This is a genomic window from Paracoccaceae bacterium (genome assembly GCA_019454225.1).
Classification (GTDB): domain Bacteria; phylum Pseudomonadota; class Alphaproteobacteria; order Rhodobacterales; family Rhodobacteraceae.
In genome coordinates this window covers 1731317-1757726 of sequence record CP075370.1, presented here as the reverse complement: position 1 = coordinate 1757726, position 26410 = coordinate 1731317, and the positions used below count along the sequence as shown (strand labels likewise).

General features: G+C 68.0%; 26 protein-coding genes. 9 read left to right on the top strand and 17 right to left on the bottom strand.

Annotation, left to right across the window (positions count from 1 at the left end; translation table 11 throughout):
* Positions 1-36: 36 nt before the first annotated feature.
* From KF887_08355 to KF887_08325, 7 genes are all read right to left on the bottom strand, one after another.
* Positions 37-522: an N-acetyltransferase gene (locus KF887_08355; protein ID QYK43092.1), complete on the bottom strand. Its 486-nt coding sequence runs from the start codon at positions 520-522 to the stop codon at positions 37-39.
* Complete coding sequence (locus KF887_08350; GenBank protein ID QYK43091.1) at positions 519-1127, bottom strand: VOC family protein; 609 nt, start codon at positions 1125-1127, stop codon at positions 519-521. Before KF887_08350 ends, KF887_08355 begins: the two co-directional genes overlap by 4 nt.
* Positions 1114-2664, bottom strand: a complete 1551-nt coding sequence (locus KF887_08345; protein ID QYK43491.1) for a Ppx/GppA family phosphatase — start codon at positions 2662-2664, stop codon at positions 1114-1116. The genes KF887_08350 and KF887_08345 overlap by 14 nt, the downstream gene beginning before the upstream one ends.
* A gap of 72 nt (positions 2665-2736) precedes the next feature.
* Complete coding sequence (locus tag KF887_08340; protein ID QYK43090.1) at positions 2737-4929, bottom strand: RNA degradosome polyphosphate kinase; 2193 nt, start codon at positions 4927-4929, stop codon at positions 2737-2739.
* Positions 4930-5033: 104 nt separating this feature from the next.
* Positions 5034-5705 (bottom strand): chromosomal replication initiator DnaA, encoded by a 672-nt coding sequence (locus KF887_08335; protein ID QYK43089.1) that lies wholly within the window; start codon positions 5703-5705, stop codon positions 5034-5036.
* Entirely contained in the window at positions 5702-6805 is a 1104-nt protein-coding gene (locus KF887_08330) for an AI-2E family transporter (protein QYK43088.1), read from the bottom strand. The genes KF887_08335 and KF887_08330 overlap by 4 nt, the downstream gene beginning before the upstream one ends.
* Before the next feature lie 62 nt (positions 6806-6867).
* Positions 6868-8496, bottom strand: coding sequence for a pentapeptide repeat-containing protein (locus tag KF887_08325; GenBank protein QYK43087.1), 1629 nt, complete (start codon positions 8494-8496; stop codon positions 6868-6870).
* Positions 8497-8720: 224 nt separating this feature from the next.
* On the opposite strand from KF887_08325, the gene KF887_08320 reads away from it, so the two are divergent.
* The 6 genes from KF887_08320 (at position 8721) to KF887_08295 (ending at position 14142) form a co-directional block, all read left to right on the top strand.
* On the top strand, positions 8721-10058 hold the full coding sequence (locus tag KF887_08320) for a proline--tRNA ligase (protein ID QYK43086.1): 1338 nt from the start codon (positions 8721-8723) through the stop codon (positions 10056-10058).
* A 25-nt stretch (positions 10059-10083) separates the two neighbouring features.
* The gene (locus KF887_08315; GenBank protein ID QYK43085.1) at positions 10084-11049 is read left to right on the top strand and encodes a hypothetical protein; all 966 of its coding nucleotides are present in this window, start codon (positions 10084-10086) and stop codon (positions 11047-11049) included.
* A 5-nt stretch (positions 11050-11054) separates the two neighbouring features.
* Positions 11055-11720, top strand: a complete 666-nt coding sequence (locus KF887_08310; protein ID QYK43084.1) for a hypothetical protein — start codon at positions 11055-11057, stop codon at positions 11718-11720.
* A gap of 32 nt (positions 11721-11752) precedes the next feature.
* A complete protein-coding gene (locus KF887_08305) occupies positions 11753-13000 on the top strand; it encodes a lipoprotein-releasing ABC transporter permease subunit (GenBank protein ID QYK43490.1) in 1248 nt (415 codons plus the stop codon).
* Positions 12993-13670, top strand: coding sequence for an ABC transporter ATP-binding protein (locus KF887_08300; protein QYK43083.1), 678 nt, complete (start codon positions 12993-12995; stop codon positions 13668-13670). Before KF887_08305 ends, KF887_08300 begins: the two co-directional genes overlap by 8 nt.
* Positions 13671-13734: 64 nt before the next feature.
* Positions 13735-14142, top strand: coding sequence for a c-type cytochrome (locus KF887_08295; GenBank protein QYK43082.1), 408 nt, complete (start codon positions 13735-13737; stop codon positions 14140-14142).
* Here KF887_08295 and KF887_08290 read toward each other — a convergent pair.
* The 3 genes from KF887_08290 to scpA form a co-directional block, all read right to left on the bottom strand.
* The gene (locus KF887_08290; protein ID QYK43489.1) at positions 14133-14846 is read right to left on the bottom strand and encodes a DUF1194 domain-containing protein; all 714 of its coding nucleotides are present in this window, start codon (positions 14844-14846) and stop codon (positions 14133-14135) included. The two genes, KF887_08295 and KF887_08290, sit on opposite strands and share 10 nt — an antisense overlap.
* Positions 14847-14935: 89 nt before the next feature.
* Positions 14936-15646: a hypothetical protein gene (locus tag KF887_08285; protein QYK43081.1), complete on the bottom strand. Its 711-nt coding sequence runs from the start codon at positions 15644-15646 to the stop codon at positions 14936-14938.
* 66 nt (positions 15647-15712) lie between these two features.
* Positions 15713-17848 carry a methylmalonyl-CoA mutase gene (scpA, locus tag KF887_08280; GenBank protein ID QYK43080.1) on the bottom strand — a complete coding sequence of 712 codons (2136 nt, stop codon included), beginning with the start codon at positions 17846-17848 and terminating at the stop codon, positions 15713-15715.
* Between the two features lie 67 nt (positions 17849-17915).
* Between scpA and KF887_08275 the strand changes: the two genes are divergently transcribed.
* Positions 17916-18395, top strand: a complete 480-nt coding sequence (locus KF887_08275; GenBank protein ID QYK43079.1) for a DUF4174 domain-containing protein — start codon at positions 17916-17918, stop codon at positions 18393-18395.
* A gap of 4 nt (positions 18396-18399) precedes the next feature.
* Here KF887_08275 and KF887_08270 read toward each other — a convergent pair whose 3' ends face one another.
* The 7 genes from KF887_08270 to KF887_08240 form a co-directional block, all read right to left on the bottom strand.
* Positions 18400-20403, bottom strand: a complete 2004-nt coding sequence (locus KF887_08270) for an acetyl/propionyl/methylcrotonyl-CoA carboxylase subunit alpha (protein ID QYK43078.1) — start codon at positions 20401-20403, stop codon at positions 18400-18402.
* A 114-nt stretch (positions 20404-20517) separates the two neighbouring features.
* Positions 20518-20724 (bottom strand): hypothetical protein, encoded by a 207-nt coding sequence (locus KF887_08265; GenBank protein ID QYK43077.1) that lies wholly within the window; start codon positions 20722-20724, stop codon positions 20518-20520.
* 322 nt (positions 20725-21046) lie between these two features.
* A complete protein-coding gene (locus KF887_08260; GenBank protein ID QYK43076.1) occupies positions 21047-21445 on the bottom strand; it encodes a hypothetical protein in 399 nt (132 codons plus the stop codon).
* Positions 21446-21517: 72 nt separating this feature from the next.
* Positions 21518-21655, bottom strand: a complete 138-nt coding sequence (locus KF887_08255; protein QYK43075.1) for a hypothetical protein — start codon at positions 21653-21655, stop codon at positions 21518-21520.
* Positions 21656-21869: 214 nt separating this feature from the next.
* Complete coding sequence (locus tag KF887_08250) at positions 21870-22238, bottom strand: acetolactate synthase (GenBank protein QYK43074.1); 369 nt, start codon at positions 22236-22238, stop codon at positions 21870-21872.
* Positions 22239-22264: 26 nt separating this feature from the next.
* Positions 22265-23017 carry a class I SAM-dependent methyltransferase gene (locus KF887_08245; GenBank protein QYK43073.1) on the bottom strand — a complete coding sequence of 251 codons (753 nt, stop codon included), beginning with the start codon at positions 23015-23017 and terminating at the stop codon, positions 22265-22267.
* A gap of 31 nt (positions 23018-23048) precedes the next feature.
* On the bottom strand, positions 23049-24581 hold the full coding sequence (locus KF887_08240) for an acyl-CoA carboxylase subunit beta (GenBank protein ID QYK43072.1): 1533 nt from the start codon (positions 24579-24581) through the stop codon (positions 23049-23051).
* A gap of 177 nt (positions 24582-24758) precedes the next feature.
* Between KF887_08240 and KF887_08235 the strand changes: the two genes are divergently transcribed.
* Together KF887_08235 and KF887_08230 are read left to right on the top strand one after the other, a co-directional pair.
* Positions 24759-25112 carry a DMT family protein gene (locus KF887_08235; protein QYK43071.1) on the top strand — a complete coding sequence of 118 codons (354 nt, stop codon included), beginning with the start codon at positions 24759-24761 and terminating at the stop codon, positions 25110-25112.
* Positions 25113-25169: 57 nt separating this feature from the next.
* On the top strand, positions 25170-26390 hold the full coding sequence (locus tag KF887_08230; protein QYK43070.1) for a multidrug effflux MFS transporter: 1221 nt from the start codon (positions 25170-25172) through the stop codon (positions 26388-26390).
* The last annotated feature ends 20 nt before the right edge of the window (positions 26391-26410 follow it).

Sequence of the window (26410 nt, the reverse complement as noted above, 5' to 3'; positions counted from 1 at the left end):
TATGCGCGCGCAGCATAGCGGGAAGCGCGACGCCTGTCAGAGAAATTTCTGCATCAGGACCAGATCGAACCAGCGGCCGAACTTCCAGCCCACCCGATGCAGCACGGCCACCTCGGCATAGCCGATGGCCGCGTGAAAGGCACGGCCGGCCGTGTTCTCGGCCGACACGCCGCCGAACATCGAACCGGCGCCGCCGGCGCGGGCATGATCCTCGACCGTGGCCATCAGGCGGCGGCCGACCCCCCGGCCATGCGCCGCCGGATGCAGCAGGATCGTATGCTCCATCGTCCGGGCATAGCCCGCCCCGCCCCGGAACTGCGCATAGGTGGCAAAGCCCAGAACCGTGTCGCCCTCGGCCGCCACGAAGAACCCCTGACCCGCCGCCTGCCGCGATGCGATCATCGCGGCCACCTCGGCATCGGTCTTTTCGACCGGGTTGAAGGTGATCCCGGTATCGCGAATCACCGGGTTCCAGATCGCCAGGATGCCCGCCGCATCGGCCGCGTCTGCCGCCCGGATCATTCCAGCCACCGGCGCCCCCGGGGCGTGTCGAACTCGGCCCGGATCGCCACCGGCCCCGACACCACCGACACCCGCGCGTCGCGCAGCGGCGCCAGCGCCCGGCGCAGCGCATTGGCCTCGGGATGCGTCACGATCAGCCGCCGAAGGCTGACCCCCGACACCGGCAGCGCGCGGGCCGGATGCGCCGCGCCCTGCCACTGGATCAGGGCGGGAAAGCATTCGCCAAAGGGCAGCCGGCCGTCGTCGGGTATCCCCATGCGCCAGCGATACGCGCCGCGTTCCAGCGCCACGGCGCGGCCCGCGCCGGGCGGGGCGGCGGCCAGTGCGGCATCAAGGTCGTCGCAGGCGGCCACCCAGTTGGTCAGCCGCGCCGCGCCGCGCCGCTCGTCCAGCCGGAACCAGCGCGGACGCCCCGGCGGTGGCGCCGCCGGATCGGGGGTGATCACCTCCAGATAGATGTCGCCAAGGCCCAGCAACCGGTTGTGCGTGGACATCAGCGCGTGTTTCCCGCCCGGCCCCAGCGTCACGCCAAGCCAGGCCTCCACCGTCGCGACGCCGTCATCCAGATCGGGCGCCGTCACCGCCAGATGGTCAAGCCGCCACATGCCCGCCTTCCCGCACCACGCGCCCCGTTGCCCGCAGGGCCAGCACCAGCGACTGGAACCGGGCCTGCGCCACCTCGCCGAACAGCGCGTCGCCGGTCGGTGTCAGCAACAGGTCCAGTTCCCGCTTGCGCGGCCGCCAGCGCAGGCTGCCCGCCTGCGCCGGATCGCCCACCGAAAACATCGCACCGAACCGCATCGCCTTGCCCAGCACCTCGGCCTCCTGCAACTCGTCCTCGTCAAGCAGGTGGAACAACGGCTCCAGCCGCGATCCCGACCGGCTGTTCTTGTAGCGGTGCAAGAGCGAGAGGCCAAGGAACACCCGCCCCGGATGGTCCAGCCCGCCCAGGTTGGCGCGCGTCGCATTGTCGAAACAGACCTCGGCGCGATAGTCGGGATGCGCCCGCCATGTCGTGTCATGCAGCAGGCAGGCGGCCTTGATCAGCCGCAGCCTGCCGGGCGCCGCGCCCTTGAACAGCGGCTCCAGGAACGCGAACAGCTTCTTGCCGAACCCCGGCATCCGCGCCTGCGTGATCTCGGCCACCCGCGCCGCCTCGATCAGCGGGTCGCGGGCGCGCAGCCTTTCGGGCATCTGCTCGTAAAGCAGCCCCTCGCGGATGCCATAGGCCGACACGTCGATCTCGCGCGGGCGGAAGATGCGCACCAGTTCGCGCAGCACCTCGACCGCCAGCGGAACCAGTTCCATCCGTTCGGCCCCGGTCCCCGTCCGCGCGCGCAGCAACGCGAGGTCGCTTGCCGCGATCCAGTCGAGCGTTTCCAGCAGCGATTTCGGCGTCATCCGGTATTCGTGCAGCACCGTCAGCGGATAGGCACGGCGTTCCATGTCCAGCCGGGCGATCACCCGCCACGACCCGCCCACAAGATAGATGCGGTCGCCCTGGGGCTTCAGCTCGTCCGCCAGCCCCTTGAGGATGCGCCGGACATGCTCGCGCCGCTTGCCCGCGCCCCCTTCGATCTGCTGCAGGCGGAACGGGCCCAGCTGCGACGTCGCGCGCCGCCCGACCCGGCCCTCGCCGATCCTGGCCATCTCCATCGAGTTGCCGCCGATATCGCAGACGATGCCCTGCGCATCCGGCCAGCCCAGCAGCACGCCCTGCGCCGACAGCCGCGCCTCCTCGTCGCCCGAGATGACCCACAGCTTGAGGCCGGTCGCCGCCTCGACCTCGGCCTGGAACGCCGGGCCATCCTCGGCCTCGCGCACCGCCGCGGTGGCGACGCAGGTCAGCGAATCAACCTGCATCCCCTTGGCCAGCAGGGCGAACCTGCGCAGCGCGACCATCGCGCGCTCTTTCCCCTTGGGGTTAAGCCGCCCGGTCTGCGCCAGCCCCTGCCCCAGCCCCGCCATCAGCTTCTCGTTGTAGAAATAGGCGGGGCTGCGCGCGGCGCCGTCGAACACCACCATCCGGATCGAGTTCGATCCCACGTCAACCACGCCCACGCGGCGCAGCGCCCGGGTCGAGGGATCATCGAACAGCGGCTTGCCGAACGGTCCGGCATCGTCGGTGGCCTGTTCGCCCATGCCATCGCCCATCGCCGCCCTCCGTCTTGCGGCGCGACCATGCCGCCGGTCCCGGCTCCGGTCAACCGCCGATTAGTCGGAAGGCACGCTCTCGTCGCGCGGATGCGCCAGGCGCGGCACATCCTTGGCCCCGGCCCTGCCGCGCCCCGAAAGCGACGGATTCTCCATGAAGAACTTGTGACAGTTGAACAGCTTGCCATCCCGCGCCGCCAGTTCGCGGGCATAGCTGCCATCGGCCGACAGAACCCAGCTCTGCGCCTCGTCCGCCAGGTTCGCTGCCATGATCTGACTGACGATCTGGGCCTTCACGGTGGGGTTCAGCGTTTCCACCAGCGTTTCCACCCGCCGTGTCAGGTTCCGTCCCATCCAGTCGGCCGACGACAGGAAGACCCGCGCCTTCTTCGACGGCAGGCCGTGGCCATTGCCGAAACAGACGATCCGGCTGTGTTCCAGGAACCGCCCCACGACCGATTTCACCCGGATGTTCTCGGACAGCCCCTGCACCCCCGGGCGCAGCCCGCAGATCCCCCGCACCACGCAGGAAATCCGCACGCCCGCCTGGCTTGCCGCATAAAGCGCGTCGATCACCTCGGATTCGATCAGGCTGTTCAGCTTCAGCCAGATCTCGGCGGGCCGCCCGGCCCGCGCATGGTCGGCCTCGGCGGCAATCAGGTCCAGCAGCCGCGCCTTCAGGCTGATCGGCGAGATCGCCAGATTCTCCAGCCCCGCGGGCTGCGCATAGCCCGACAGGTAGTTGAACACCTTGGTCGCATCGCGCCCCAGTGCGGGGTCGCAGGTGAAGAACGACAGGTCCGTGTAGATGCGTGCGGTGATCGGGTGATAGTTGCCGGTGCCGTAATGGGTATAGGTCACCAGATTCTCGCCCTCGCGCCGGACGACGGTGCTGATCTTGGCGTGGGTCTTGTAGTGGATGAAGCCATAGACGACATGCGCGCCCGACCGTTCCAGCCGCCGGCTCTGGCGGATGTTCGCGGCCTCGTCGAACCGCGCCTTCAGTTCCACCAGTGCGGTCACCGACTTGCCCGCCTCGGCCGCCTCGCACAGCGCCGACACCACCGGGCTGTCCCAGCTCGTGCGATACAGCGTCTGCTTGATCGCCAGCACGTTCGGGTCGCGCGCCGCCTGTTCCAGAAACCGGATGACCATGTCGAAGGTCTCATAGGGATGGTGCAGCAGCATGTCCTTCTGCCGGATCGCTGCGAACATGTCGCCGTCATGATCCTGCACCCGTTCGGGCACCCTGGGCGCGAAGGGCGGCCACAGCAGATCCTTCCGCGCGGGCAGCACCAGTTCCTTCAGGTCGGCCATTCCCAGCAGTCCGCGCACCTCGACCACCTCGGGTTCGGTGACGCCCAGTTCCTCCATGATCATCGCTCGCAGCGTGGCAGGCGCCCCCGCCGTCATCTTCAGCCGGATCACCTCGCCCCGGCGGCGGCGCTTCAGCGCCACCTCGAACTCGCGCACCAGATCCTCGGCCTCGTCCTCGACCTCAAGGTCGCTGTCGCGCAGCACCCGGAACGCGCAATGCCCGCGGTCGACATAGCCCGGAAACAGGATCCCCAGATGCAGCAGCAGCAGTTCCTCCAGCGGCAGGAACCGGTGCTCGCCTGCCTTGGAGGGCAGCGCGACAAAGCGCGCCACCTGCTGCGGAATGGGCAGCAGCGCCTGCAGCGGCCGCCGGTCGACCGCGCGTTCCAGCTCCAGCGCCAGGCAGAATCCGGTGTTGGGAATGAACGGGAAGGGATGCGCCGGGTCGATGGCCAGCGGCGACAGCACCGGAAACACCTTGTGCAGGAAATGCGTCTCCAGGTGCTTCAGGTCGCGCGCGGTCAGCTTGGACCGCGTCAGGATCGCGATTCCCTCGGCCTCCATCGCCTTCTTCAGCCGGTTCAGCACGGTCTGCTGCATCCCCATCAACCGCCGCGCATCGGCGTTGATCAGGTCCAGCTGCTCCGCCGCGCTGCGCCCGTCCTCCGACAGTGTCCCCGATCCCGACCGGACCATGGCCATCAGACCCGCCACCCGGACGGTATAGAACTCGTCAAGGTTGGTGGCCGAGATCGACAGGAACCGCATCCGTTCCAGCAGCGGCACCGCCGGATTGGACGCCTCGTCCAGCACACGCCAGTTGAAGGCAAGCCAGGACAATTCGCGGTTGAAGAACCGCCTGGGACCGGCGGTTTCGGCCTCGGGCAGGGTCTCGGGGGCGGGGAAGGGGGCGTTCAGGAAATCGGCCTGGGTCATCGCTGCGAATACTCGGGGGAACGGTCGCCCATCGTGGCGCAACGGCGGCGAAAGGGCAATTTTCTTTGCAGAACGCAGGCGCGAATCTTTGGTGACACGCCGGGCTAGCCCTCGGCCAGCGCCAGTCGCGCCACCGCCAGCGTCACCGCCCCGCCCCGCGCCAGCGCCAGCGCATCGGCCCGCGCCACCAGGTCGGCCGCCGTCGACAGGCTGCGCTCCATCCGCGCCGCCAGATGCGCGATCACCGCGGGCGGCACCGCCACCTGCCGGTCGGCGAACAGCTTCACCAGCACTGCCGACAGCAGCGCGTCGCAGGGCGGATCGATCCGCACCACCGGAATCGCCTGCATCCGGCTGGCAAGGTCAGGCAGCGTCAGGCCCCAGCCCGCAACCCCGGTCCGCGCCGTCAGCAGCAGATGCCCCCCCGCCTCGCCCAGCATGTTGTGCAGGTGGAACAGCGCCGCCTCGCCGGGCCCCGCCACGCCCTCGGCATCCTCGACCAGCACCGCCCCCGCCGCCGCCAGGCCCGGCACGTCCGCCCCGGCCAGCGCCGCGCCCGCCACCACCGCCGCGCCCTGCGGCACCAGCCCGCGCCACACCTGCGCCAGATGCGTCTTGCCCGCGCCCGCCGCCCCGGTGATCAGCATCCGCCCCCCCGGCCAGCCGCGCCACCCCTCGACCGCCGCCAGCGCCACCGCGTTCGACGGCGCCACGAAGAAATCCGCCCGCCCCAGCGCCGTGCGCAGGGGAAGGTCCAGGGCCAGCTGCCGCGTCATGCCCGCTCGCGATCGGGGGGCTCGGGCGGCGGCGGCATCTCGACCCGCGCCTCGGCGCCCCGGTACAGCAGGCTCGACTGGTACTGTGCGATGCCGAACCGCGTCAGCACGCCGATCGCCGCCGCCACCGGCACCGCCACCAGCATCCCCAGGAACCCGAACAGCGAACCGAACACCGACAGCGCGAACAGAAGCCACACCGGATGCAGCCCCACGCTGTCGCCCACGATGCGCGGGGTGATGATGTTGCCCTCCAGGAACTGGCCCGCCATGAAGATGCCCACCACGATGCCGATCGACACCCAGTCGCCCCAGAACTGGAACAGCGCCAGCCCGATGGCCAGCGTCCCGCCGACCAGCGCGCCGACATAGGGAATGAAGGTGATCGCCCCGGCGATCGCCCCCACCACCAGCCCGAACTGCAGCCCCGCCAGCATCAGCGCCACGGCATAGAAGGCCCCCATGATCACGCAGACGCTCAGCTGCCCGCGCACGAAGGCCGCCAGCACCGCATCCACCTCGGCCGCCAGCCGCCGGATCACCGGCGCATGGTCGCGCGGCAGCATCGCGTCAAGCCGCGCCAGCATCCGGTCCCAGTCCATCAGCAGGTAGAAGCTGACCACCGGCACCACCACGATGAACACCACCGCGTTGATCACCCCCATGGCCGAGCCCAGCACCGCCTGGGCCAGTTCCCCGCCCTTGGCGCGGATCGTCTCGCCGATCTGCACCAGCGTCTGCCGCGCGGTCGAGGTGTCGTCGGCCAGTTCGGGAAACCGCTCCAGCGTGAAGTCGTGCAGCCGGCGGAAGATCTCGGGCGCCGCGTTCACCAGCTGCGTCAACTGGTTGAACAGCGTCGGAATCACCGCCAGCACCAGCGTCACCGCGATCAGCAGCGCGGCCAGGCTGATCACCGCCGTCGCCGCCGCCCGCCCCATGCCCAGCCGCGCCAGCCGGTCGGCCACCGGGTCCAGCAGATAGGCCACCGCGCCGCCCGCCACGAAGGGCAGGATCACGTCGCCCAGAAACCACATCAGCGCCAGGAACACCGCCGCCGCGATGGCCCAGTATTTCGCCTGTTCCTGCATCGGCAGCGCCATCATGCCCCCCGCCCGGCCCGGCATCAGACATGGCCCATGGGGGGGCCGGTTGCAAGGTGCGGTCAGGGGGGCGGGGGCGGACGGTAGGCGGCAGGGTCGGCCAGCCAGCGGCGGTATTCGGTGTCGAAGTCCTGCCAGTCGAGTTCGCGCTCAGGCCAGTGCGCCGGACGCACCGTGCCGCCGGGCAGGATCACGCTGGCATCGCCGAAGGCCGACGCAACCTGACGGCGCAAAATCGTGACGGACGAAAGATCAACCTCCCGCAGCACCGCACCGCGAAGCCTGGCGTCACCGAGGTCCGCACCCTCCATCCGCGCCTGCCGGAGGTTGGAACCCTCCATCCGCGCCAGCGTGAGGTCTGCCCCCTCAATCCGCGCCGCCCCGAGGTTTGCCCCCTGCAACCGCGCGTGCCACAGGTATGCACCCTCCATCCGCGCTTTCTCAAGGTTCGCCCCCTCCATACGCGCAGTCCCCAGGAATGCTCCCTCCATCTGCACCCCGCGCAAATATGCGCCCTGCATCTGCACGGACGCAAGGTTTGCACCCTCCAGCCGCGCCTGCCCAAGGTTCGCACCCTCCAGCCGCGCCCCCCCGAGGCTCGCCCCCTCCAGCCGCGCTTGCCACAGTTCTGCCCCCTCCAGCCGCGCCTTCTCGAGGTTCGCCCCCTCCAGCCGCGCGCCCTTCAGCTTGGCGCCGGACAGGACCAGACCCGACAGGTCGGCGCCTTGCAAATCGGTGTGCCGCAGGTCGGGGCGGTAGCCCGCGAAACCGTCGGCACGTTCCTTCCACGCAGCCAGACGGACCTTCCAGGCGTCCATCTCTGCCCAAGGGATCGCCGCCTCGCCCGCAGACTCGGGCGGTTGGGGGGGCGGTGTGTCGAAGATCCATTCGGCGCGCGGGTCAGCATCCGCGCCCCATCGCGCCTCGGCCTGCCGCTGTCCGGCATCGCGCCGCCCGATCACCCGCAGCGCCTGCCTGACGTCGGCGCGCGGCTCTTCCAGCGAACCCGCCCATGCCCGCGCCATGGAATCGAAGCTCTGTCCAAACCGCTCTTGCCGCTTCTCCAGATACGTCTCCCGCTCCGCCTCGGTCACATCGTCCTCGAGCGGCTCCCACTCAGGCAAGGGAAAGTCCTCCGCCCCGCTTGCAGGCGCATTCTCCCGCACATAGGCGCAGAGGATTTCCATCACCCGCACATGATCCCGCCCCCGGTCATGCCGCGTGCTGTCCTGCGCGATGCGTTCCAGCGACAGGATGGCCCCGATCCGCACCTCGATGTTGGGCCTGCTTTCCTCGACCGTGATCTCCGTTCCGTCCTTATCCCTGCGGCGCAGCTTGACCGTCTTTTCCGCACCCAGTTGCTCCACCGCCTTGGAAATGCGGTCGGTCATGTGCCCCTCACGCTGAAAGTTCAGCGTGGTCTGCCGGATCGCCGTGTTCCAGATCAGGAAGGGCGCGCCCAGCAGGGCCACGATCAGCCCGCCCGCGCCCAGCGTGGCCCCCGGCACCGACCCCGCGCTCGCCCTCAGGGCCGAGGCGATCAGCCACAGCGCCGCCCCCAGCAGAAAGACGACCAGCACCACCAGCAGCACACCCGCCAGCCCGCCCAGCAGGCGCGACCGCGTCCAGTGCGGGGGCCGGGCCAGGCCCAGCCAGTCGGCAAGATCGCGCGGGGGGTCGTCCTTTGGCATGGCGCACGATCCGGCATATTGGTTACCAGACCCTTATGAACCGCCCCCGCCGTGGCGCAAAGGGCGTTGCGCGGACCCGTTGCACCGCGCACGGCCTGTCGGGACGGATGCCATACGCCGGCCATACGCGGGCGGGACGGAAAACGGACGGCGAAATGCGCCCGCTTGCCTGCCCCGCCCCTTCCCGCTAGGAACCGCGGAACCCTGTCCGAAAGGCCCCGAACATGCGTCTTTCCCGCTACTTCCTGCCCGTTCTCAAGGAAAATCCCGCCGAGGCGCAGATCGTCTCGCACCGCTACATGTTGCGGGCGGGCATGATCAAGCAGCAGGCCGCCGGCATCTATTCCTGGCTGCCGCTGGGCTTCCGCGTGCTGCGCCGGATCGAGGAGATCGTGCATCAGGAACAGATGCGGGCGGGCCATATCCCGCTTCTGATGCCGACCCTGCAACCAGCCGATCTGTGGCGGGAATCAGGACGTTACGACGACTACGGGCAAGAGATGCTGCGCATCACCGACCGCCAGAAGCGCGAGCTGCTCTATGGTCCCACGAATGAGGAGATGATCACCGACATCTTCCGGTCGCATGTCGGCAGCTACAAGGATCTGCCGCTGACGCTCTACCACATCCAGTGGAAGTTCCGCGACGAGATGCGGCCCCGCTTCGGGGTCATGCGGGGGCGCGAGTTCCTGATGAAGGACGGCTACAACTTCGACGTCGACCGCGACGCCGCCCTGCACGCCTACAACCGCCACATGGTCAGCTACCTGCGCACCTACGAACGCATGGGCCTGACCGCGATCCCGATGCGCGCCGCCTCGGGGCCCATCGGCGGGGACAATACCCATGAATTTCTTGTGCTTGCGAGCACCGGGGAATCCGAGGTGTTCTACGACTCGGCGGTCACCGACCTGAAACTCGGGCAGCGCCAGGTCGATTTCGACGACCGCACGCAGGTCGAGGCGATCTGCAAGGAATTCACCGCACTCTATGCCCGGACCGACGAGACCCACGATCCGGCGCTGTTCGACCAGATCCCGGCGGAACGCCGCAAGGTCGGACGCGGGATCGAGGTGGGGCAGATCTTCTATTTCGGCACGAAGTACTCGGCCGCGATGGGGGCGACGGTGGTCACCGCCGACGGCAACCGCGTGCCGGTCGAGATGGGAAGCCACGGGATCGGCGTGTCGCGCCTGCTGGGCGCGATCATCGAGGCCAGCCACGACGACCGCGGGATCATCTGGCCCGAGGGCGTGACCCCCTTTCCGGTGGGCATCGTCAACCTGAAGCAGGGAGACGCGGCCACCGACACCGCATGCGGCAACATATACAACTTGTTGATGGATCGCGGCCTTGAGCCACTATATGATGACAGGGATGAGCGTGCGGGCGCCAAATTCGCCACGATGGACCTGATCGGGCTGCCCTGGCGCATCACCGTGGGGCCGCGCGGGCTGGCCGCGGGCAAGGTCGAGCTTGTCTCGCGCCGCACCGGCGCCACCGAGGAGATGAGCGCCGAGGCCGCCGTCGCCCGCATCGCCGAAATCTACGCCGGGCGCTGACGCCCCGAACCGAAGGGGAAACGCCTTGGCCGAACCGCCGCCCGATACCCTGAACGCCGAGTTCAACCGGGTCCTGACCGAGGATCGCGCGGCGCTGGGCCTGCCCGACCACTTCGGCCGCTGGCTGTTCGCCGAACGGCTGCGCGCCCGGGGCGAACGCGGCGAGATGGGGTTCTTCGCCTATGAGGGGCCGGGCCATGTTGCCAAGTTCTTCGGCTGGCATCGCAAGGCAGCCTTCCCGGATTACCTTGCGGATCATGGGGTTGCACAACTTGCCAGGGTTTCGGCCGAACGGGACGCGCAGGTCTTCGACCGCCTGGGCCTGCCGCCCGACCCGGCGCTGATGGCGCATATGGGGCGCTACAACGCGCAGGACCACATCCTGATGCATGCCTATCCCGTGCCCGAACGCATGCGGCCCCGGGTGCTGCTGGATTTCGGCGCGGGCCACGGGCGGCTTGCCAACCTCGGCTTCAACGCCCCCGACCCGAAACAGCGGCTGACGCATTACATCGCGGTGGATGCCATCCCCTCGACCTATTTCGTACAGCGCGCCTATCTGTCCGCGCTTGGCCTGAAGGTGTGGGACTACCTCGACCACCGCGAAACCCGCCCGGACGCGGCTGCGGTCAGGGCAGCCATGGCCGACCACCAGGTCATCCACCTGCCCACCTGGCGGCTGGACCTGTTGCCGGACGGCGTGGCCGACATGGTGTCCTGCGTCCAGGTGCTGAAGGAGCTTCCCGGGCAGATGGTGGTGGACGCCGTGCGGGCCTTTGCCCGGCTGACCGGGCCCAACGGCGCCGTCTATCAGCGCGACCACCTGCAGTTCCACGATCCGAACCACGTTCCGATCGACCGCCTCCTGGCGGCCGCGGGCTTTGCGCCGGAATGGACGCCGCCGATCCGCGACCGGACCGACCTGCACGGCGTGCCGCGCATCTGGCGGAAGGTGGACCCGTCGATCTGGGTCTGGCCGCAGAACGGCTGACCGGCATGACGATCGACCCTGCCCGCCGCCTGATCCAGTTCTGGGACAAACCCGATCCCCCGCCCGAGGTGGCACGGCTGATGGCCGCCTGGGCAGACCGGTTCGGCCCGGGCTATCGGCGGTTCGATCTGACGGCCGCCCGCGCGCTGATCGCCGAGCGCTTTCCGTTGCGCATCCAGACGGCCTTTGCCCGCTGCGGTGTCCCGGCGATGCAGGCCGATTTCTTCCGCTATTGCGCACTTTTCGCGGATGGCGGGTTCTATCTCGATGCCGATACCGAACCGCTGGGCGACCTGTCGGCCCTGGCCGCGCCCGCCGCCCGGGCCATGCTGATGGACCGGCGGGGTCGCATCGCCAATGACGTGATGTTCTTCCGCAAGCCCCGCGATCCGCTGCTGTTGCGGGTGATCCGTTCCGCCACCCGGAACATCGAGCGTGCCACCTCGAACAATGTCTGGGAGGTGACCGGCCCCGGCATCATGACGCGCCTGCGCAGTGACCCGGCCGAGGCCGGGCTGTTCGACGGGATCGACCTGCGCCCCGTGGCCGAGGTGGGCGAGGCGGTACGATTTGTCTGGAAACTGGACTACAAGGCCGGTGCCGATGACTGGCGCAGCGCCCACAAGGACGCACGCAGCATCTACCGCGACCCGGAAGGACCCGAGGATTGACCCGCCCTGCCCCGTTTGCCGCCTTCGAATGGATGATCGCATGGCGCTACCTGCGGGCCCGGCGGGCCGAGGGCGGCGTCAGCGTAATGACCTGGATTTCGCTGATCGGCATCACCCTGGCGGTCTTTGCCCTGATCGCGACACTGGCGGTCCGGGCGGGGTTCCGCGCCGAGTTCGTCGATACGATCCTCGGCGCGAATGCCCACATGACCGTCTATTCCGGCGCCTACACCGCCGATGACGGCCGCACGATCCGGGGTTTTGCCGATTATGACGCGGTGACCGACCGCCTGAGGTCGATACCGGGCGTCACCCGCGCCGCACCGCTGATCAAGGGGCAGGTCATGGCGACGGCCGGCGGGCGCAACGTGGGGGTCGAGATCTATGGCATGCGCGCCGAAGACCTGGCGGGGGTGCCCCGTGTCGCCAGCGGCCCGGACCAGGTGGGCGACCTGGCGCGCTACGAGGACGGCATCGCCATCGGGTCGGGGGTGGCGCGGGAACTGGGCGTGACCGTGGGCGACCGCATCCGCCTGATCTCGCCCGACGGGGCGCGCACCGCCTTCGGGTCAAGCCCGCGGGTCAATGCCTATGACGTGGTCTATGTGTTCACCGCCGGCCGATGGGATATCGACCGCACCCGCATCTACATGCCCTTCGACGAGGCCCAGTCCTACCTGAACCGCGAGGGGTTTGCCGACGAGATCGAGGTGATGGTGGAAAACCCGGATTCCATAGATGGTTACGCGGGGGCAATGATGCGGGCGGGCGGCGAGCGGACATTGCTGTGGTCATGGCGCGACAGCGCGGGCAGCTTCCTGCGCGCGCTCGACATCGAGGACAACGTGATGTTCGTGATCCTGTCGATCCTGGTGCTGATCGCGGCAATGAACATCGTGTCGGGGCTGATCATGCTGGTCAAGAACAAGGGCCGCGACATCGGCATCCTGCGCACGATGGGGCTGACCGAGGGGTCGATCCTGCGGGTGTTCTTCATCTGCGGCGCCTTCACCGGCGTCCTTGGCACCGCCATGGGTGTTGTCCTTGGCTGCCTGTTCGCAATCCATATCGAGACGGTCTTTGCCGCGGTGAACTGGGTCGCGGGCGGGGGCGTGTGGGACCCGTCGATCCGGGGGATCTATGACCTGCCCGCCAAGCTTCTGCCGGGGGACGTGCTGTCGGCTGTCGCGCTGTCGCTGGGCCTGTCCTTCGTCGTCACGATCTTTCCCGCGCGCCGCGCCGCGCGGATGAACCCGGTCGAGGCGCTGCGGTATGAATGACCCGACGCTGGTTCTGGACGGTATCGAGAAAGGCTACAACCGGGGCCGCCATGGCGAGGTGATGGTGCTGCGCGGCGCGAGCCTGGCGATCGCCCCGGGCGAGGTCGTGGCCCTTGTCGCGCCATCGGGCGCCGGCAAGTCGACGCTGCTGCACATCGCCGGGCTGCTGGATACGCCCGATGCGGGCCGGGTGCGGCTGACCGGGCAGGACATGACGGGCCAGCCCGACCGGACCCGCACCGCGGCGCGGCGGTCTCTGGTGGGCTTCGTCTACCAGTTCCATCATCTTCTGCCCGAGTTCACGGCACTGGAAAACGTTGTGCTGCCGCAGCTTGCCAACGGAACCCCGGCGACCGAGGCGCGCAGCCGGGCGGAGGGCCTGCTGTCGCGCGTCGGACTGTCGGAGCGCACCGGGCACCGCCCCGCCGCGCTTTCGGGCGGAGAACAGCAGCGGGTGGCCTTCTGCCGGGCCCTGGCCAACGCGCCGCGCCTGCTGCTGGCGGACGAGCCGACCGGCAATCTCGATCCGGCCACCTCGGACCAGGTCTTCGGCACGCTGATGGATCTGGTCCGCCAGACCGGGCTTTCGGCGCTGATCGCGACCCACAACCTCGACCTTGCCGCGCGGATGGACCGAGTCGTGCGGCTGGACGCCGGCCGGGTGAGCTGAGCGCGGGCTTGCCGCGCTCCCCCCGGCATGCGAGCCTTGCGCAAAAGAACAACCGGAGGCCCCGATGCAGCCCCTGACGATCATCGCCGCGCTTGGCCTTGCCGCCGCCGTGGCGGCCTGCATGCCCGTGAAGCCCGCCATTCCGACCGGGTCCGAGGACTATGCGACCTACTGCGCAGCATGCCACGGCGCCACCGGACGCGGCGATGGGCCGGGGGCAGCGGGCCTGACACGGCGGCCCGCCGACCTGACACGGATATCCGCGCGCAACGGCGGCAGCTTTCCGGCGACGCGGGTGATGGCCAAGATCTGGGGCTATACCGGCGGGCGCGACGGCGGGGCGGTGATGCCCGCGTTCGGACCGCTGCTGGACGGCGATCTGGTGCCCTACGACGGCGGCGACGGCATCGCCACGCCCACACCCGTCCGGCTGGTGCAGATCGCGGAATACCTGCGCGGCATTCAGGGCTGACCGGCCGAGGCGACCCGCGTGTCGGGCATGGTGCCCGAGATTTCCAGGATCAGCTTGCGGCGCACCGCGTCGGTGAAGCCGTCGGCCGTCTCGGCCGCAACCACGAATGCGCCCGGCCCCCCGATGATCTCGGCCTCGAATTCCGCGACGAGGTCGCGCGGCCCGAGGCTCGCCTGACACATCAGGCACAGCACGGCGAGGCCGTTGATCGTGATGCCCGCCGCCAGAACCTCGGCCCGCGCGGGCGCGATCGCGATGCCGGTGCGGTTCCATGTGCTGTCCGCGGAAAAATCGATCACCTGGCGCAGCCCCTGGAACCCGTTGGTCTCGATCAGTTCCTTGCCCTTCAGCAGCGCCGCGCCGAACCCGTTCCGGCCGTAGGCAAGCCGGGGCTGCGGCAGAAGCGCTGCGGCAAAGGCGCGCGCGCTGTCCTCGCCCTCGATCAGTGTCCAGGGCACCACCACCGCCTGGCTGTCGGCGCCCCCCATCTCGACATAGGTCACGGCGATACGGCCGGTCAGCGTGTTCGCGATTGCGGTCAGCACCCGCGGGTCGGTGATCGCATCGGCATAGCCCTGCCGCTGGAACATCAGTTCGGTGTGGTCGATCGATCCCGTGGTATCGGCCAGAAGCACGAGTTCCACATCGACCTCGGTCGCCGCGGCAGGGGAAGCCAGGCAAAGGGCAAGCAGGGCGGCGCGGATCATCGGCGGGTCCTTTCGTCGTCCGTTGGGGGACAAGCCTAGACCGCCAGCCGCGCAGGGCCAGACCACGATCCCGTGAACGCAGCCGATCAGCCCCGCCGGCAGACGCGGGCGCGGCCGTCGAGGCCGGTCCAGGTGACGGCGTTCACGTCGCCCCGGATCGCCATCCCCTCGCCCGCGTGGTCGATGGGGGGACCCTCGCCCTTGCGGCGGGTCAGGCTGAATACCGGGCCATTGCCCACCGTCACCTCGCCACGGCCCAGGGGCTCGCTGCGTTGGGTATAGCGGATCATCTCGCCCGTCCCGCAGACAAAGCGGTAAGGCACATCGGAATTGGGGAAGGACGCGGGGTCCGGCGGCGGTGGACGGGGCGCCGGGGGAACCACCACCACCGGCGGCAGCGGCGCGCCGCCCGCCATCACCAGATGCCTGGCCGATGACCAGCCGGTCTGGCCCCGCCGCGTGCGCACCTCGTACCAGATCAGGCCAGCCCTGCGGCAGTCACGCTCGATCGCCCGGACCAGACCGCCGCCGACAAAGCCCTGCTGCAGGTCGGCACAGGCCTCGGCGCAACGGCGTGTCAGGGCGTGCGCGCGCCCCGTGGCCCGGATGTCGCGCTGCCCGGGCAGCAGATCGCCGATCTTGCGATAGCTGGGCGCCGGGCCCTCGCGCAGCGTCAGCGTATCACCCGGCCCCACATCCGAAAGGCGCAGCGGTTCGCCGGGGTCGGGGCGGCAGATGTTTCCGGCAGCGGCCGGTCCTGCCGTCAGCAAGGCCAGCAACAGGACGCGATGGATCATCGGCACAGGCTCCGGTCGGGTCCGTGCAGCGTCGCGGGCGCGAAGCCCCGGGTCAAGCCCCGGAGGTCAGGCTGCGCGGCGCGTCGCCCGGATCAGGTCGAGGATCTCGCGCGCCGCCTCGGGGATGTTGGTGCCCGGGCCGAAGATCGCCCTTACCCCGGCCAGCTTGAGGAATTCATAGTCCTGCTGCGGAATGACGCCGCCGCAGATCACCAGAATATCCTCGGCCCCCTGCGCCCGCAGCGCCTCGATCAGCTTGGGCGCAAGGGTCTTGTGCCCCGCCGCCTGCGAACTGATGCCCACGACATGCACATCGTTGTCGACCGCGTCCTGCGCGGCTTCTTCGGGCGTCTGGAACAAGGGGCCCACATCGACGTCAAAGCCGATGTCGGCAAAGGCCGTCGCGATCACCTTGGCGCCGCGGTCGTGCCCGTCCTGGCCCATCTTGACCACCAGCATCCGGGGGCGCCGCCCCTCTTCCTCGGCGAAGGTCTCGACATCCTTCTGGATCGCCGCGAAGTCAGCGTCGCCCTCATAGGCCGCGCCATACACACCCGCCAGCGTCTTGACCTCGGCGCGGTGACGGCCGAACACCTTTTCCATAGCCATGCTGATTTCCCCCACCGTTGCCCGCGCGCGTGCGGCCGCCACTGCCGCCTCCAGAAGGTTGCCACCGTCACGCGCGCGGCGTTCCAGTTCCGCAAGCGCAGCGTCGCAGGCCGCCCCGTCGCGCGCGTCGCGCGTCGCCTTCAGCCGCGCAACCTGCGCCTCGCGCACCGCGACGTTGTCGATATCGAGGATGTCGATGGGGTCTTCCTTGGCCAGACGGTACTTGTTCACACCCACGATGACCTCTTCTCCCCGATCGATCATGGCCTGCCTGCGGGCGGCGCTTTCCTCGATCCGCAGCTTGGGCATGCCGGAGGCGACCGCCTTCGTCATGCCGCCCATCGCCTCGACCTCTTCCATCAGGGTCCAGGCCTGTTCGGCCAGTTCCGCGGTCAGGCTTTCGACATAGTAGCTGCCGGCGAGCGGGTCGACGACCCGCGTCACGCCGGTTTCCTCCTGCAGGATCAGCTGGGTGTTCCGCGCGATGCGGGCCGAGAACTCGGTCGGCAGCGCGATCGCCTCGTCGAACGAATTGGTGTGCAGCGACTGCGTGCCACCCAGGGCCGCGGCAAGCGCTTCATAGGCGGTGCGCACGATGTTGTTCATCGGATCCTGTTCCTGAAGCGACACGCCCGAGGTCTGGCAGTGGGTGCGCAGCATCAGCGATTCCGGCTTCTTCGCGCCAAAGCCCGTCATGATGCGGTGCCACAGCAGACGCGCCGCGCGCAGCTTGGCCGCCTCCATGAAGAAGTTCATGCCGATGGCGAAGAAGAAGGACAGACGGCCGGCGAAGGCATCCACATCCATGCCGCGCGCAAGGGCGGCACGGACATACTCGCGCCCGTCCGCCAGGGTGAAGGCCAGTTCCTGCACCAGGTTCGCGCCGGCCTCCTGCATGTGATAGCCGGAGATCGAGATCGAGTTGAACTTCGGCATCTCGCGCGCGGTGTATTCGATGATGTCCGCGATGATCCGCATCGAGGGTTCCGGCGGAAAGATGTAGGTGTTCCGCACCATGAACTCTTTCAGGATGTCGTTCTGGATGGTCCCCGACAGCGCGGCGCGTGGCACGCCCTGTTCTTCGCCGGTGACGATGAAGTTTGCCAGAACGGGGATCACCGCACCGTTCATCGTCATGGAAACGCTGATCTTTTCCAGCGGGATGCCATCGAACAGCACCTTCATGTCTTCGACGCTGTCAATGGCCACGCCCGCCTTGCCGACATCGCCCAGCACGCGGGGGTGGTCGCTGTCATAGCCGCGGTGCGTGGCCAGATCGAAGGCGACGCTGACACCCTGCTGTCCTGCGGCAAGGGCCTTGCGGTAGAAGGCGTTCGATTCCTCTGCGGTGGAAAAGCCGGCGTATTGCCGGATCGTCCAGGGACGGCCCGCATACATCGTGGCCCGGACGCCGCGCGTGAAGGGGGCAAGCCCCGGCAGGCTGCCCATATGCGAAAGCGCATCCGTATCGGCCGCCGTATAGAGCGGCTTGACATGAATGCCTTCCAGCGTCTGCCAGGTCAGGGCGTCGGGATCGCGCCCACGCAACTCCTTGGCGGCAAGCGCGCGCCAGGCAGCCAGATCTTCGGTCATCGCACACATCCTTCAACCGCTTTGGATTCTGCCGTCCCTGCCCTATATCGAAGGTGGAGGGACCCGCATGAAACCGCTTCACATCCTTGTTCTGTCGGTCTTTCTTCCGGCCGCCGCCGCTGCCGCGCAGGAGGTCGCCGCGCCTGTCGCCACAGAGTCCGCAGGGGCGCCTGCCGAACGGGCCATGATCATCGACGCCGCAGGCGCGACACTCGCCGAGTTCCAGTGGCTGCGCCGCCCCGTGCTGGTCTTTGCCGACAGTCCGAGCGATCCCAACTTCATCCGCCAGATGGAACTGATCGAGCGCGACATCGACGCCCTGGCCGAACGCGACGTGATCGTGATCACCGACACCGATCCGGTCGCCATGGGATATTTCCGCACGCGGTTCCGGCCACGGGGCTTCGGTCTGGTCCTGATGGACAAGGACGGCGTGACGACGCTGCGCAAGCCGCTGCCCTGGGATGTGCGGGAGATCTCGCGCGCCATCGACAAATGGCCGATGCGGCGGCAGGAGATGCTCGAGCGGTATCCCAGCGGGCGGTAGCCCATCACTCGAACTCCATGATCACGTCGTCCACCTTGAGGCTGGCGCCGGCCATGGCGGCAATGCGCTTGACCCTCCCCCGGCGCTCGGCCCGCAGGATGTTCTCCATCTTCATCGCCTCGACCGTCGCCAGGGCCTGGCCTTCCTGCACCTCGTCGCCTTCGGCCACGCTGAGCTTCACGACCAGGCCCGGCATCGGGCAGAGCAGGTATTTCGACGTATCGGGCGGCGCCTTTTCCGGCATCAGCGCCGCGAGTTCCGCCTGGCGCGGGGTCTGCACCAGAACCTTGAGATCGGCGCCGCGCAGCCGCAGCCGGAACCCCATGGGCACCTTGGCGACCTTCATGACCAGCGGCGCCCCGTCGACCGTGAGCCGTGCGAGCGGCTGGCCCGGCGTCCAGCCGCTTTCGACGCGGTGGGATGTGCCATCGTCGAAGGTCACGGTCGAACCTGCCCGGTCGGCGGCGATCCTGACAGGTCGCTTCTCGCCCTGGATGCTGACCACCCAGTCATCGCCAACGCGGCGCTGATGGTTGTCCATCGTGCCGGAGATGCGGGTGCGCCGGATCTCTGCAACCCGATGCATGGCGGCGGCCGCCGCCGCGACCCGTTGCAGCGTGGCCGGATCGAGCCGCGTGCCCTGAAACCCGTCGGGATACTCCTCGGCAATGAAGGCCGTCGTGATGTTGCCCGACACGAAGCGCGGATGATCCATCACCGCGCCCACGAAGGGCAGGTTGTGACCGATGCCTTCGACCTCGAACGTGTCGAGCGCCAGGCGCATTTCCTGGATCGCCTCGGCACGCGACGGCGCCCAGGTGCAAAGCTTGGCGATCATCGGGTCGTAGTACATGCTGATTTCGCCGCCCTCATAGACGCCGGTATCGTTGCGCACGATGCCGCCCCGTTCGGTGGTTCCCTCGGCAGGGGGGCGATAGCGGGTCAGGCGCCCGATCGAGGGCAGGAAGTTGCGATAGGGATCCTCGGCATAGAGGCGGCTTTCCATCGCCCAGCCGTTGATCTTCAGGTCCTCCTGGCGGAATGGCAGGGGTTCGCCATTCGCCACGTGGATCATCTGTTCGACAAGGTCCACACCGGTGATCAGTTCGGTCACGGGGTGTTCCACCTGAAGGCGGGTGTTCATTTCCAGAAAGTAGAAGTTCCGGTTGCCGTCGACGATGAATTCCACCGTGCCCGCGCTGGTATAGCCCACGGCCCTGGCGAGGGCGCAGGCCTGTTCGCCCATGGCCCTGCGCGTGGCTTCGTCGAGGAAGGGGCTCGGCGCCTCCTCGATCACCTTCTGGTTCCGCCGCTGGATCGAGCATTCGCGCTCATGCAGGTAGACGCAATTGCCATGTTTGTCGGCCAGCACCTGGATTTCGATGTGACGGGGCTGGGTCACGAACTTCTCGATGAAGATGCGGTCGTCGCCAAAGCTCGCCGCCGCCTCGTTCTTCGAGGACTGGAAGCCTTCGGCCACCTCGCCCTCGTTCCAAGCGATCCGCATGCCCTTGCCGCCGCCGCCCGCGCTGGCCTTGATCATCACCGGATAGCCGATCTGGCCCGAAATGCGGACGGCCTCCTCGGCATCCGCGATCAGGCCCATGTAGCCCGGGACGGTGCTCACCCCGGCGCCCTGGGCGATCTTCTTCGAGGTGATCTTGTCGCCCATCGCCTCGATCGCCGGCGAAGGGGGGCCGATGAACACCACACCCTCCGCTTCCAGCGCCGCCGCGAAGGCGCGGTTCTCGGACAGGAACCCGTAGCCCGGATGAACCGCCTGTGCACCGGTCGCCCTGATCGCCTCCATGATCCTGTCGATCACGATGTAGGATTGCGCGGCAGGCGGCGGGCCGATGTGCACGGCCTCGTCGGCCATTCGCACATGCAGCGCCTCGCGGTCGGCGTCGGAATAGACGGCGACCGTTGCAATTCCCATCTTGCGGGCAGTCTTGATGACACGGCAGGCGATCTCGCCACGGTTGGCGATCAGGATCTTGTCGAACATGAAGGGTCCCTGGATACAGGCCGGACAGCGCCCGGCGAAACGCAAAGGACCGCCCGGGCGGTCAGCCCGGACGGTCCTTCGTGCGATTGAGGCGCCGCAATGGCGCCGGTCAGGTCAGTAGCAGCGCGGCAGCCCCGGAATGCCGCAGGACACCGCACCTGCGGCCCCGCCGAGGAGCGCACCGGTAAGCACGTCGCCCTTTGTGGCATCGGCAATGATCGCGCCCGCGGCGGCACCGCCAAGCGCCCGCTCGGTGGGGGAAGACATGCATCCGGCAAGCGCCATGGACGCCAGGACGGCGAGAAGAAGGGATTTACGCATTGTGCTCGGCCTCTTTGCGAGTGTTTTGTATTCCCGCAATATACCGCAAGCCGCGCGTCTGAAAATGACAATTCCCGTCCGGCGCGGATTTCCGCCGAATCGCACCGCCCCGCGCCGCCGTCCGAAAGGTCCGGCCCGGTCTGGGGGAAACCGGGCCGGCAGTTCGGGGAAGGGGTAACCGCGCAGACGGAACCGAACACGGGCCACACCCGCTGCGCCGCGTCATGCTGCACCCGCAGTGCGCGGCCTGCATAGCCCCGATGACCGCGCCGCTGCGGGGCCTGCGCCGGTTCCTGCCGATCGGGACGGGCGGTCGGCAGGTTCATGCCCAGTCCCCGTCGTCATCCGCATCCGCTGCGGGTGTCGCCGCATCGGGTGCAAAGACCTGCGGAAACGCGGCCATCGCCCGCGCGACGTCGATGCGCATCATCGCGTCATAGCTCTCGGGATCGAACGGGTCTTCGGCGGGCACCACCTCGCGTCCGAAAAGCCAGGACAGGCGACCGGCGTCCAGATTGCCGCGCACGAAGGGTTCTTCGCCGAAATGGTTCCAGAGCGCCGCCATGAACGCCTCGTCCGCCCGCCGGTCGACCGCCTTGCGATCCTTGTAGCGCTCGCGGCGGACAATGCGTGTCACGCCATCCTTGTGGTTGGCGCGGCGGATGACGAACTGGAAATCGCTGCCGGGAAGGCGGCCGGGAAAGCCGCGGTGCTTGATCATCGCACACCCCCCGGTCCGGGGCGGCGGGAGCAGGCGGGCCGTGTCAGTTCCGACGCGGCCCGCCCGAATGGATCACTTGTACTTGCCGGTGTAGACCGGTTCGGTCGTGACCGGCTGATCGACGTAGACGACTTCTTCCTTCTTGGGCGCGCAGGCGGCTGCGACGGCCACGAAGACGAGCGCCAGAATGGCGCGGGTGCTGCTCGGCATCCTTTTTCACTCCTGTGTTCTTGCGGCGGCTCCGGGGATCGTTTCCCCCGGCCCCCCCGATGCGAGGCATTGACCGCTTGGGATCGGTCAGCGGAAACAATACCTTGGACGGGCGCCGAAGGACATAGCCAATCGCCCCCGGCCGCCCGTTGTGGCGCACCTACATCAATCCGCACCATCCGGACGCCTGATCGGACCACATCTTGTGGATACATCAGAAAGCCTCCCAGATGCAGATGCCATCTTCGACACGATAGGCCTCGAAGAACTGTGTCGCCTCGGGGTCGGCCTCTCCGAACACCACGGGACGGTCCGACAGCGACACGATGACCTGTGCGGGAACCGGACCGATGTCGGACAGGCGCGGCAGGGCATAGTCCTGGCAGAGGAACGCCATGTCCTCGACGGCCGCATCGAAGGTGATGCCACCGCCCGGCGCGATCTGCGGCGCGAGGAACCGGAACCGGAAGGTCAGGCCCTCGGGGCCTGGCTCGGCCCAGATCACCTCGATCAGGGTGACCGACTGCCCCGAGGGCACGGGGATTGGCGTGTCATCCGCGGCGACCGCGCTGCCCTGCCGCATCTGGACCGGATGTATCCGCCCGCCGGTCATGCCTTGGTCACCATCACGCGGCGCGCCTTGGGCGGCGCGGGCAGGTCGGTCAGCGTCCCGAATGCCGCGAGTTTCGCGGCCTGGTCCGCCGCGGTCGACTCGCGCAGGTCAAAGATTGCCGCCCCCCCGGGTTCAAGCGCGTCACGCAGAAAGGGCAGATACAGGTCAACCGGATAGTGGAAGCCGCAGGACAGGAACGACACCGCCAGATCGACCGGCCCGGCTGTCTCGGGCGCGCGGTCGCGGGGGTTCAGCGTCTCGATCATGTCCGGCGCAATGCCGTTGTCCTCCAGAATGCGGCGTGCCACCGACAGCGACGCATACGCCGCGCCCTCGGCCTTGAAGCCGAAGTGCCGCCGTTCGTTGGATTCCAGGTCGATCAGCAACAGGCGCGCGCCGTGTTCCCGCGCGAGGAAAAGGTCGAAGAACGCATAGCCGCACCCGATGTCAGCGACCCGGCGCGGCTTTCGCGCCGCCAGAACCGGTGCAAGGGCCCGGTATTCGGCATGGATGACGCCTGCGGCACGATAGGCGATCTCGGCCCCCAGGCGGGCGACTTCGGCACGCATCGGGGCATCGTCACCCGCCTCCCAGGCCCGGATGACCTGGCCCGAGCGCGGACGATCGAACATCACCTCGGACCGCTGCAGGATGAGGTTGACCAGATCGTCATCGGCAAGCGCCGAAAGCGCCAGGTTCCGCACGGCAGGATCGGCGGCTTCGGCCGCAATGTCGGGGGTCAGTGTCACCTTGGTCTCCCTTTGCCCGGCGAAGGCCGGATTACAGGGGAATGTTATCGTGCTTTTTCCACGGGTTTGTCAGGCTCTTGTTGCGCAGGCTGGCAAATGCCCGCGCCACCCGTCGCCGTGTCGAATGCGGCATGATCACCTCGTCGATGAAGCCCTTTTCGGCGGCGACGAACGGGTTTGCAAAGCGCCCCTCATAGTCCTTGGTGCGCGCCGCGATCTTGTCCTTGTCGGCCAGTTCGCTGCGATACAGGATTTCCACGGCACCCTTGGCGCCCATCACCGCGATTTCCGCCGTCGGCCAAGCATAGTTGAAGTCGCCCCTCAGATGCTTCGACGCCATCACGTCATAGGCACCGCCATAGGCCTTGCGGGTGATCACGGTCACCTTCGGCACCGTCGCCTCGCCATAGGCGAACAGCAGCTTGGCGCCATGCTTGATGACGCCACCATACTCCTGCCCCGTCCCCGGCAGGAACCCCGGCACATCGACGAAGGTGAGGATCGGGATCTCGAAGGCGTCGCAGAACCGGACGAACCGCGCGGCCTTGCGGCTGGCGTCGATGTCCAGACACCCCGCCAGCACCATCGGCTGGTTCGCCACCACGCCGACCGACTGGCCCTCCAGCCGGATGAACCCGGTGATGATGTTGCCCGCGAAGTCACGCTGGATCTCGAAGAAATCACCCTCGTCGGCAACCTTCAGGATCAGCTCGCGCATGTCGTAGGGCTGGTTCGGGTTGGCGGGGATCAGGCTGTCAAGGCTGGGCTCCAGCCGGTCGGGTGCGTCGAAGAACGGCCGCACCGGCGCCTTCTGGCGGTTGTTCAGTGGCAGGAAATCAAACAGGCGCCGGGTTTCGGCCAGTGCCTCGACGTCGTTCTCATAGGCGCCGTCTGCCACGCTCGACTTCCGCGTGTGGGTCGAGGCACCGCCCAGTTCCTCGGCCGTCACCACCTCGTTCGTCACGGTCTTCACGACGTCGGGCCCGGTCACGAACATGTAAGAGGTGTCCTTGACCATGAAGATGAAGTCCGTCATCGCGGGGGAGTAGACCGCCCCGCCCGCGCAGGGCCCCATGATCAGGCTGATCTGCGGCACCACGCCGGAAGCCATGATGTTGCGCTGGAACACGTCGGCATAGCCTGCGAGCGAGGCCACGCCCTCCTGGATGCGGGCGCCGCCCGAGTCGTTGATGCCGATCACCGGGGCGCCGTTCTGCATCGCCATGTCCATGATCTTGCAGATCTTCCGTGCATGCGTCTCGGACAGCGAGCCGCCGAAGACGGTGAAGTCCTGCGAAAAGACATAGGCGATCCGGCCGTTGATGGTGCCCCAGCCGGTCACCACGCCATCGCCCGCGGGGCGCTCGGACTCCATCCCGAAATCGGTGCAGCGGTGACGGACGAACATGTCGAATTCCTCGAACGATCCCTCGTCCAGCAGCAATTCGATCCGCTCGCGCGCCGTCAGCTTGCCCTTTGCATGCTGTGCATCAACCCGTCGCGCGCCGCCCCCGGCCCGCGCATCCGCGCGCCGACGGTCAAGCTCATCCAGAATGTCCTTCATCGCCACCTCCCTCGGTGTTGCGCGCGACCATAGGGCCGGGCGATCGTCGCGGGAAGCGGAAGATGGAAAATTTGCAAACTATTGGCAGATCATCATCAGATAATCGCAAATCAGCAAATCAGAGACAATCGGTTCCACCTGTGGCAGCGATGCGCGGTCGCAACCGCATCGGACATCATGCCCAACATTCCCGTTCCCGTCCTGACCATCGGGCTCCTGCTGGCCTCAAACGTCTTCATGACCTTCGCATGGTACGGCCATCTGAAATACAAGTCCGCTCCGCTGGTCACGGTGATCCTGATCAGCTGGGGGATCGCGTTCTTCGAGTATGTCCTCCAGGTGCCCGCGAACCGTATCGGGCACGGGCATTTCAGCGCCGCCGAACTCAAGACCATCCAGGAGGTCATCACCCTGACCGTCTTTGCCATCTTCTCGGTATGGTTCCTGAAGGAGCCGCTGTCATGGAACCATCTGGTCGGCTTCGGCTTCATCGCGGCGGGGGCGTTCTTCATCTTCCACAAATGGGCATAGTCCGCTGTGCGTCCGGGCCGGTGGACAGCGCCGGCCGCGCGGTCTAGGGCCTAGGGAATGACCGATCGTCCCATCTCTCGCTTCCTTGACCGACGCACCCCTCCGCATCTTGTCACGCTGGTCCTGATCTCGGGCATCGCGGCCCTTTCGCTGAATGTCTTCCTGCCGTCGCTGCCCTCGATGGCGACGCATTTCGGGGTGGACTATGCGACGATGCAGCTTTCGGTGTCGCTCTATCTGGGCATGACGGCCGTGCTGCAGATCTTCGTGGGGCCGATCAGCGACCGCTTCGGACGGCGCCCGGTGATGCTGGCCGCCACGGCCACCTTCGTGGCTGCGACGCTGGGCGCGATGCTGGCGCCCGCCTTCGGCATCTTCCTTGCCTGCCGGATGATCCAGGCAATCATTGCAACCGGGTTCGTGCTGTCCCGCGCGGTGGTGCGCGACATGGTCGGGCAGGATCAGGCCGCCTCGATGATCGGCTGGGTCACGATGGGGATGTCGGTGGTGCCGATGATGGGGCCAGTCCTCGGCGGCGCGCTCGACGCGGCCTTCGGGTGGCAGGCCTCCTTTGCCATCCTCGCACTCTGCGGCATCGGCCTCGGCCTGCTGATCTGGGCCGACCTGGGCGAGACGGCGCGCGGCCGCGCATCCAGCTTCCGCGAACAGGCGCGGCAATACCCCGAGCTTCTGCGGTCTCAGCGGTTCTGGGGCTATGCGCTTGCAGCGGGCTTTGCCTCGGGGGCCTTCTTTGCCTACCTGGGGGGGGCCCCCTATGTCGGCAGCGTGGTCTACGGCATGAACCCGGCCCAGCTCGGGCTCTGGTTCGGGGCGCCGGCAGTGGGCTACATGATCGGCAATGGCCTGTCGGGGCGCTATTCCGTGCGGTTCGGCGTCAACAGGATGGTGCTGGCCGGCGCCTGCATCGCCACCGCTGGCCTGGGCCTGTCGGCCGCGCTGACCGCAGCGGGCATCGCCGGACCGCCGGTGTTCTTCGGGCTGATGATCAGTGTCGGCCTTGGCAACGGAGTCCTCCTGCCATCGGCGAACGCCGGCATGCTGTCGGTGCGTCCGCAGCTGGCGGGGTCGGCGGCGGGGATCGGTGGCGCGCTGATCATCGGCTTCGGCGCGGCGCTTTCCGCGCTGGCGGGCATCTTGCTGGCCGTCGGTGACGGCGCCATGCCGCTGATCATGCTGATGCTGCTGTCGTCAGCGGCTTCGCTGCCGTGCATCCTCTGGGTCATTGCGCGGGCACGGGCTGTGGGCGCGGCGCCTTGATGGCTTGACCCGAACACTTT

Excerpts from the sequence above, each read along its gene's own strand:
- KF887_08355 (QYK43092.1), bottom strand. The coding sequence starts at position 522 with ATGATCCGGGCGGCAGACGCGGCCGATGCGGCGGGCATCCTGGCGATC.
- KF887_08350 (QYK43091.1), bottom strand. The coding sequence starts at position 1,127 with ATGTGGCGGCTTGACCATCTGGCGGTGACGGCGCCCGATCTGGATGAC.
- KF887_08345 (QYK43491.1), bottom strand. The coding sequence starts at position 2,664 with ATGGGCGAACAGGCCACCGACGATGCCGGACCGTTCGGCAAGCCGCTG.
- KF887_08340 (QYK43090.1), bottom strand. The coding sequence starts at position 4,929 with ATGACCCAGGCCGATTTCCTGAACGCCCCCTTCCCCGCCCCCGAGACC.
- KF887_08335 (QYK43089.1), bottom strand. The coding sequence starts at position 5,705 with ATGACGCGGCAGCTGGCCCTGGACCTTCCCCTGCGCACGGCGCTGGGG.
- KF887_08330 (QYK43088.1), bottom strand. The coding sequence starts at position 6,805 with ATGGCGCTGCCGATGCAGGAACAGGCGAAATACTGGGCCATCGCGGCG.
- KF887_08325 (QYK43087.1), bottom strand. The coding sequence starts at position 8,496 with ATGCCAAAGGACGACCCCCCGCGCGATCTTGCCGACTGGCTGGGCCTG.
- KF887_08320 (QYK43086.1), top strand. The coding sequence starts at position 8,721 with ATGCGTCTTTCCCGCTACTTCCTGCCCGTTCTCAAGGAAAATCCCGCC.
- KF887_08310 (QYK43084.1), top strand. The coding sequence starts at position 11,055 with ATGACGATCGACCCTGCCCGCCGCCTGATCCAGTTCTGGGACAAACCC.
- KF887_08305 (QYK43490.1), top strand. The coding sequence starts at position 11,753 with ATGATCGCATGGCGCTACCTGCGGGCCCGGCGGGCCGAGGGCGGCGTC.
- KF887_08300 (QYK43083.1), top strand. The coding sequence starts at position 12,993 with ATGAATGACCCGACGCTGGTTCTGGACGGTATCGAGAAAGGCTACAAC.
- KF887_08295 (QYK43082.1), top strand. The coding sequence starts at position 13,735 with ATGCAGCCCCTGACGATCATCGCCGCGCTTGGCCTTGCCGCCGCCGTG.
- KF887_08285 (QYK43081.1), bottom strand. The coding sequence starts at position 15,646 with ATGATCCATCGCGTCCTGTTGCTGGCCTTGCTGACGGCAGGACCGGCC.
- scpA (QYK43080.1), bottom strand. The coding sequence starts at position 17,848 with ATGACCGAAGATCTGGCTGCCTGGCGCGCGCTTGCCGCCAAGGAGTTG.
- KF887_08275 (QYK43079.1), top strand. The coding sequence starts at position 17,916 with ATGAAACCGCTTCACATCCTTGTTCTGTCGGTCTTTCTTCCGGCCGCC.
- KF887_08270 (QYK43078.1), bottom strand. The coding sequence starts at position 20,403 with ATGTTCGACAAGATCCTGATCGCCAACCGTGGCGAGATCGCCTGCCGT.
- KF887_08265 (QYK43077.1), bottom strand. The coding sequence starts at position 20,724 with ATGCGTAAATCCCTTCTTCTCGCCGTCCTGGCGTCCATGGCGCTTGCC.
- KF887_08260 (QYK43076.1), bottom strand. The coding sequence starts at position 21,445 with ATGATCAAGCACCGCGGCTTTCCCGGCCGCCTTCCCGGCAGCGATTTC.
- KF887_08255 (QYK43075.1), bottom strand. The coding sequence starts at position 21,655 with ATGCCGAGCAGCACCCGCGCCATTCTGGCGCTCGTCTTCGTGGCCGTC.
- KF887_08250 (QYK43074.1), bottom strand. The coding sequence starts at position 22,238 with ATGCGGCAGGGCAGCGCGGTCGCCGCGGATGACACGCCAATCCCCGTG.
- KF887_08240 (QYK43072.1), bottom strand. The coding sequence starts at position 24,581 with ATGAAGGACATTCTGGATGAGCTTGACCGTCGGCGCGCGGATGCGCGG.
- KF887_08235 (QYK43071.1), top strand. The coding sequence starts at position 24,759 with ATGCCCAACATTCCCGTTCCCGTCCTGACCATCGGGCTCCTGCTGGCC.
- KF887_08230 (QYK43070.1), top strand. The coding sequence starts at position 25,170 with ATGACCGATCGTCCCATCTCTCGCTTCCTTGACCGACGCACCCCTCCG.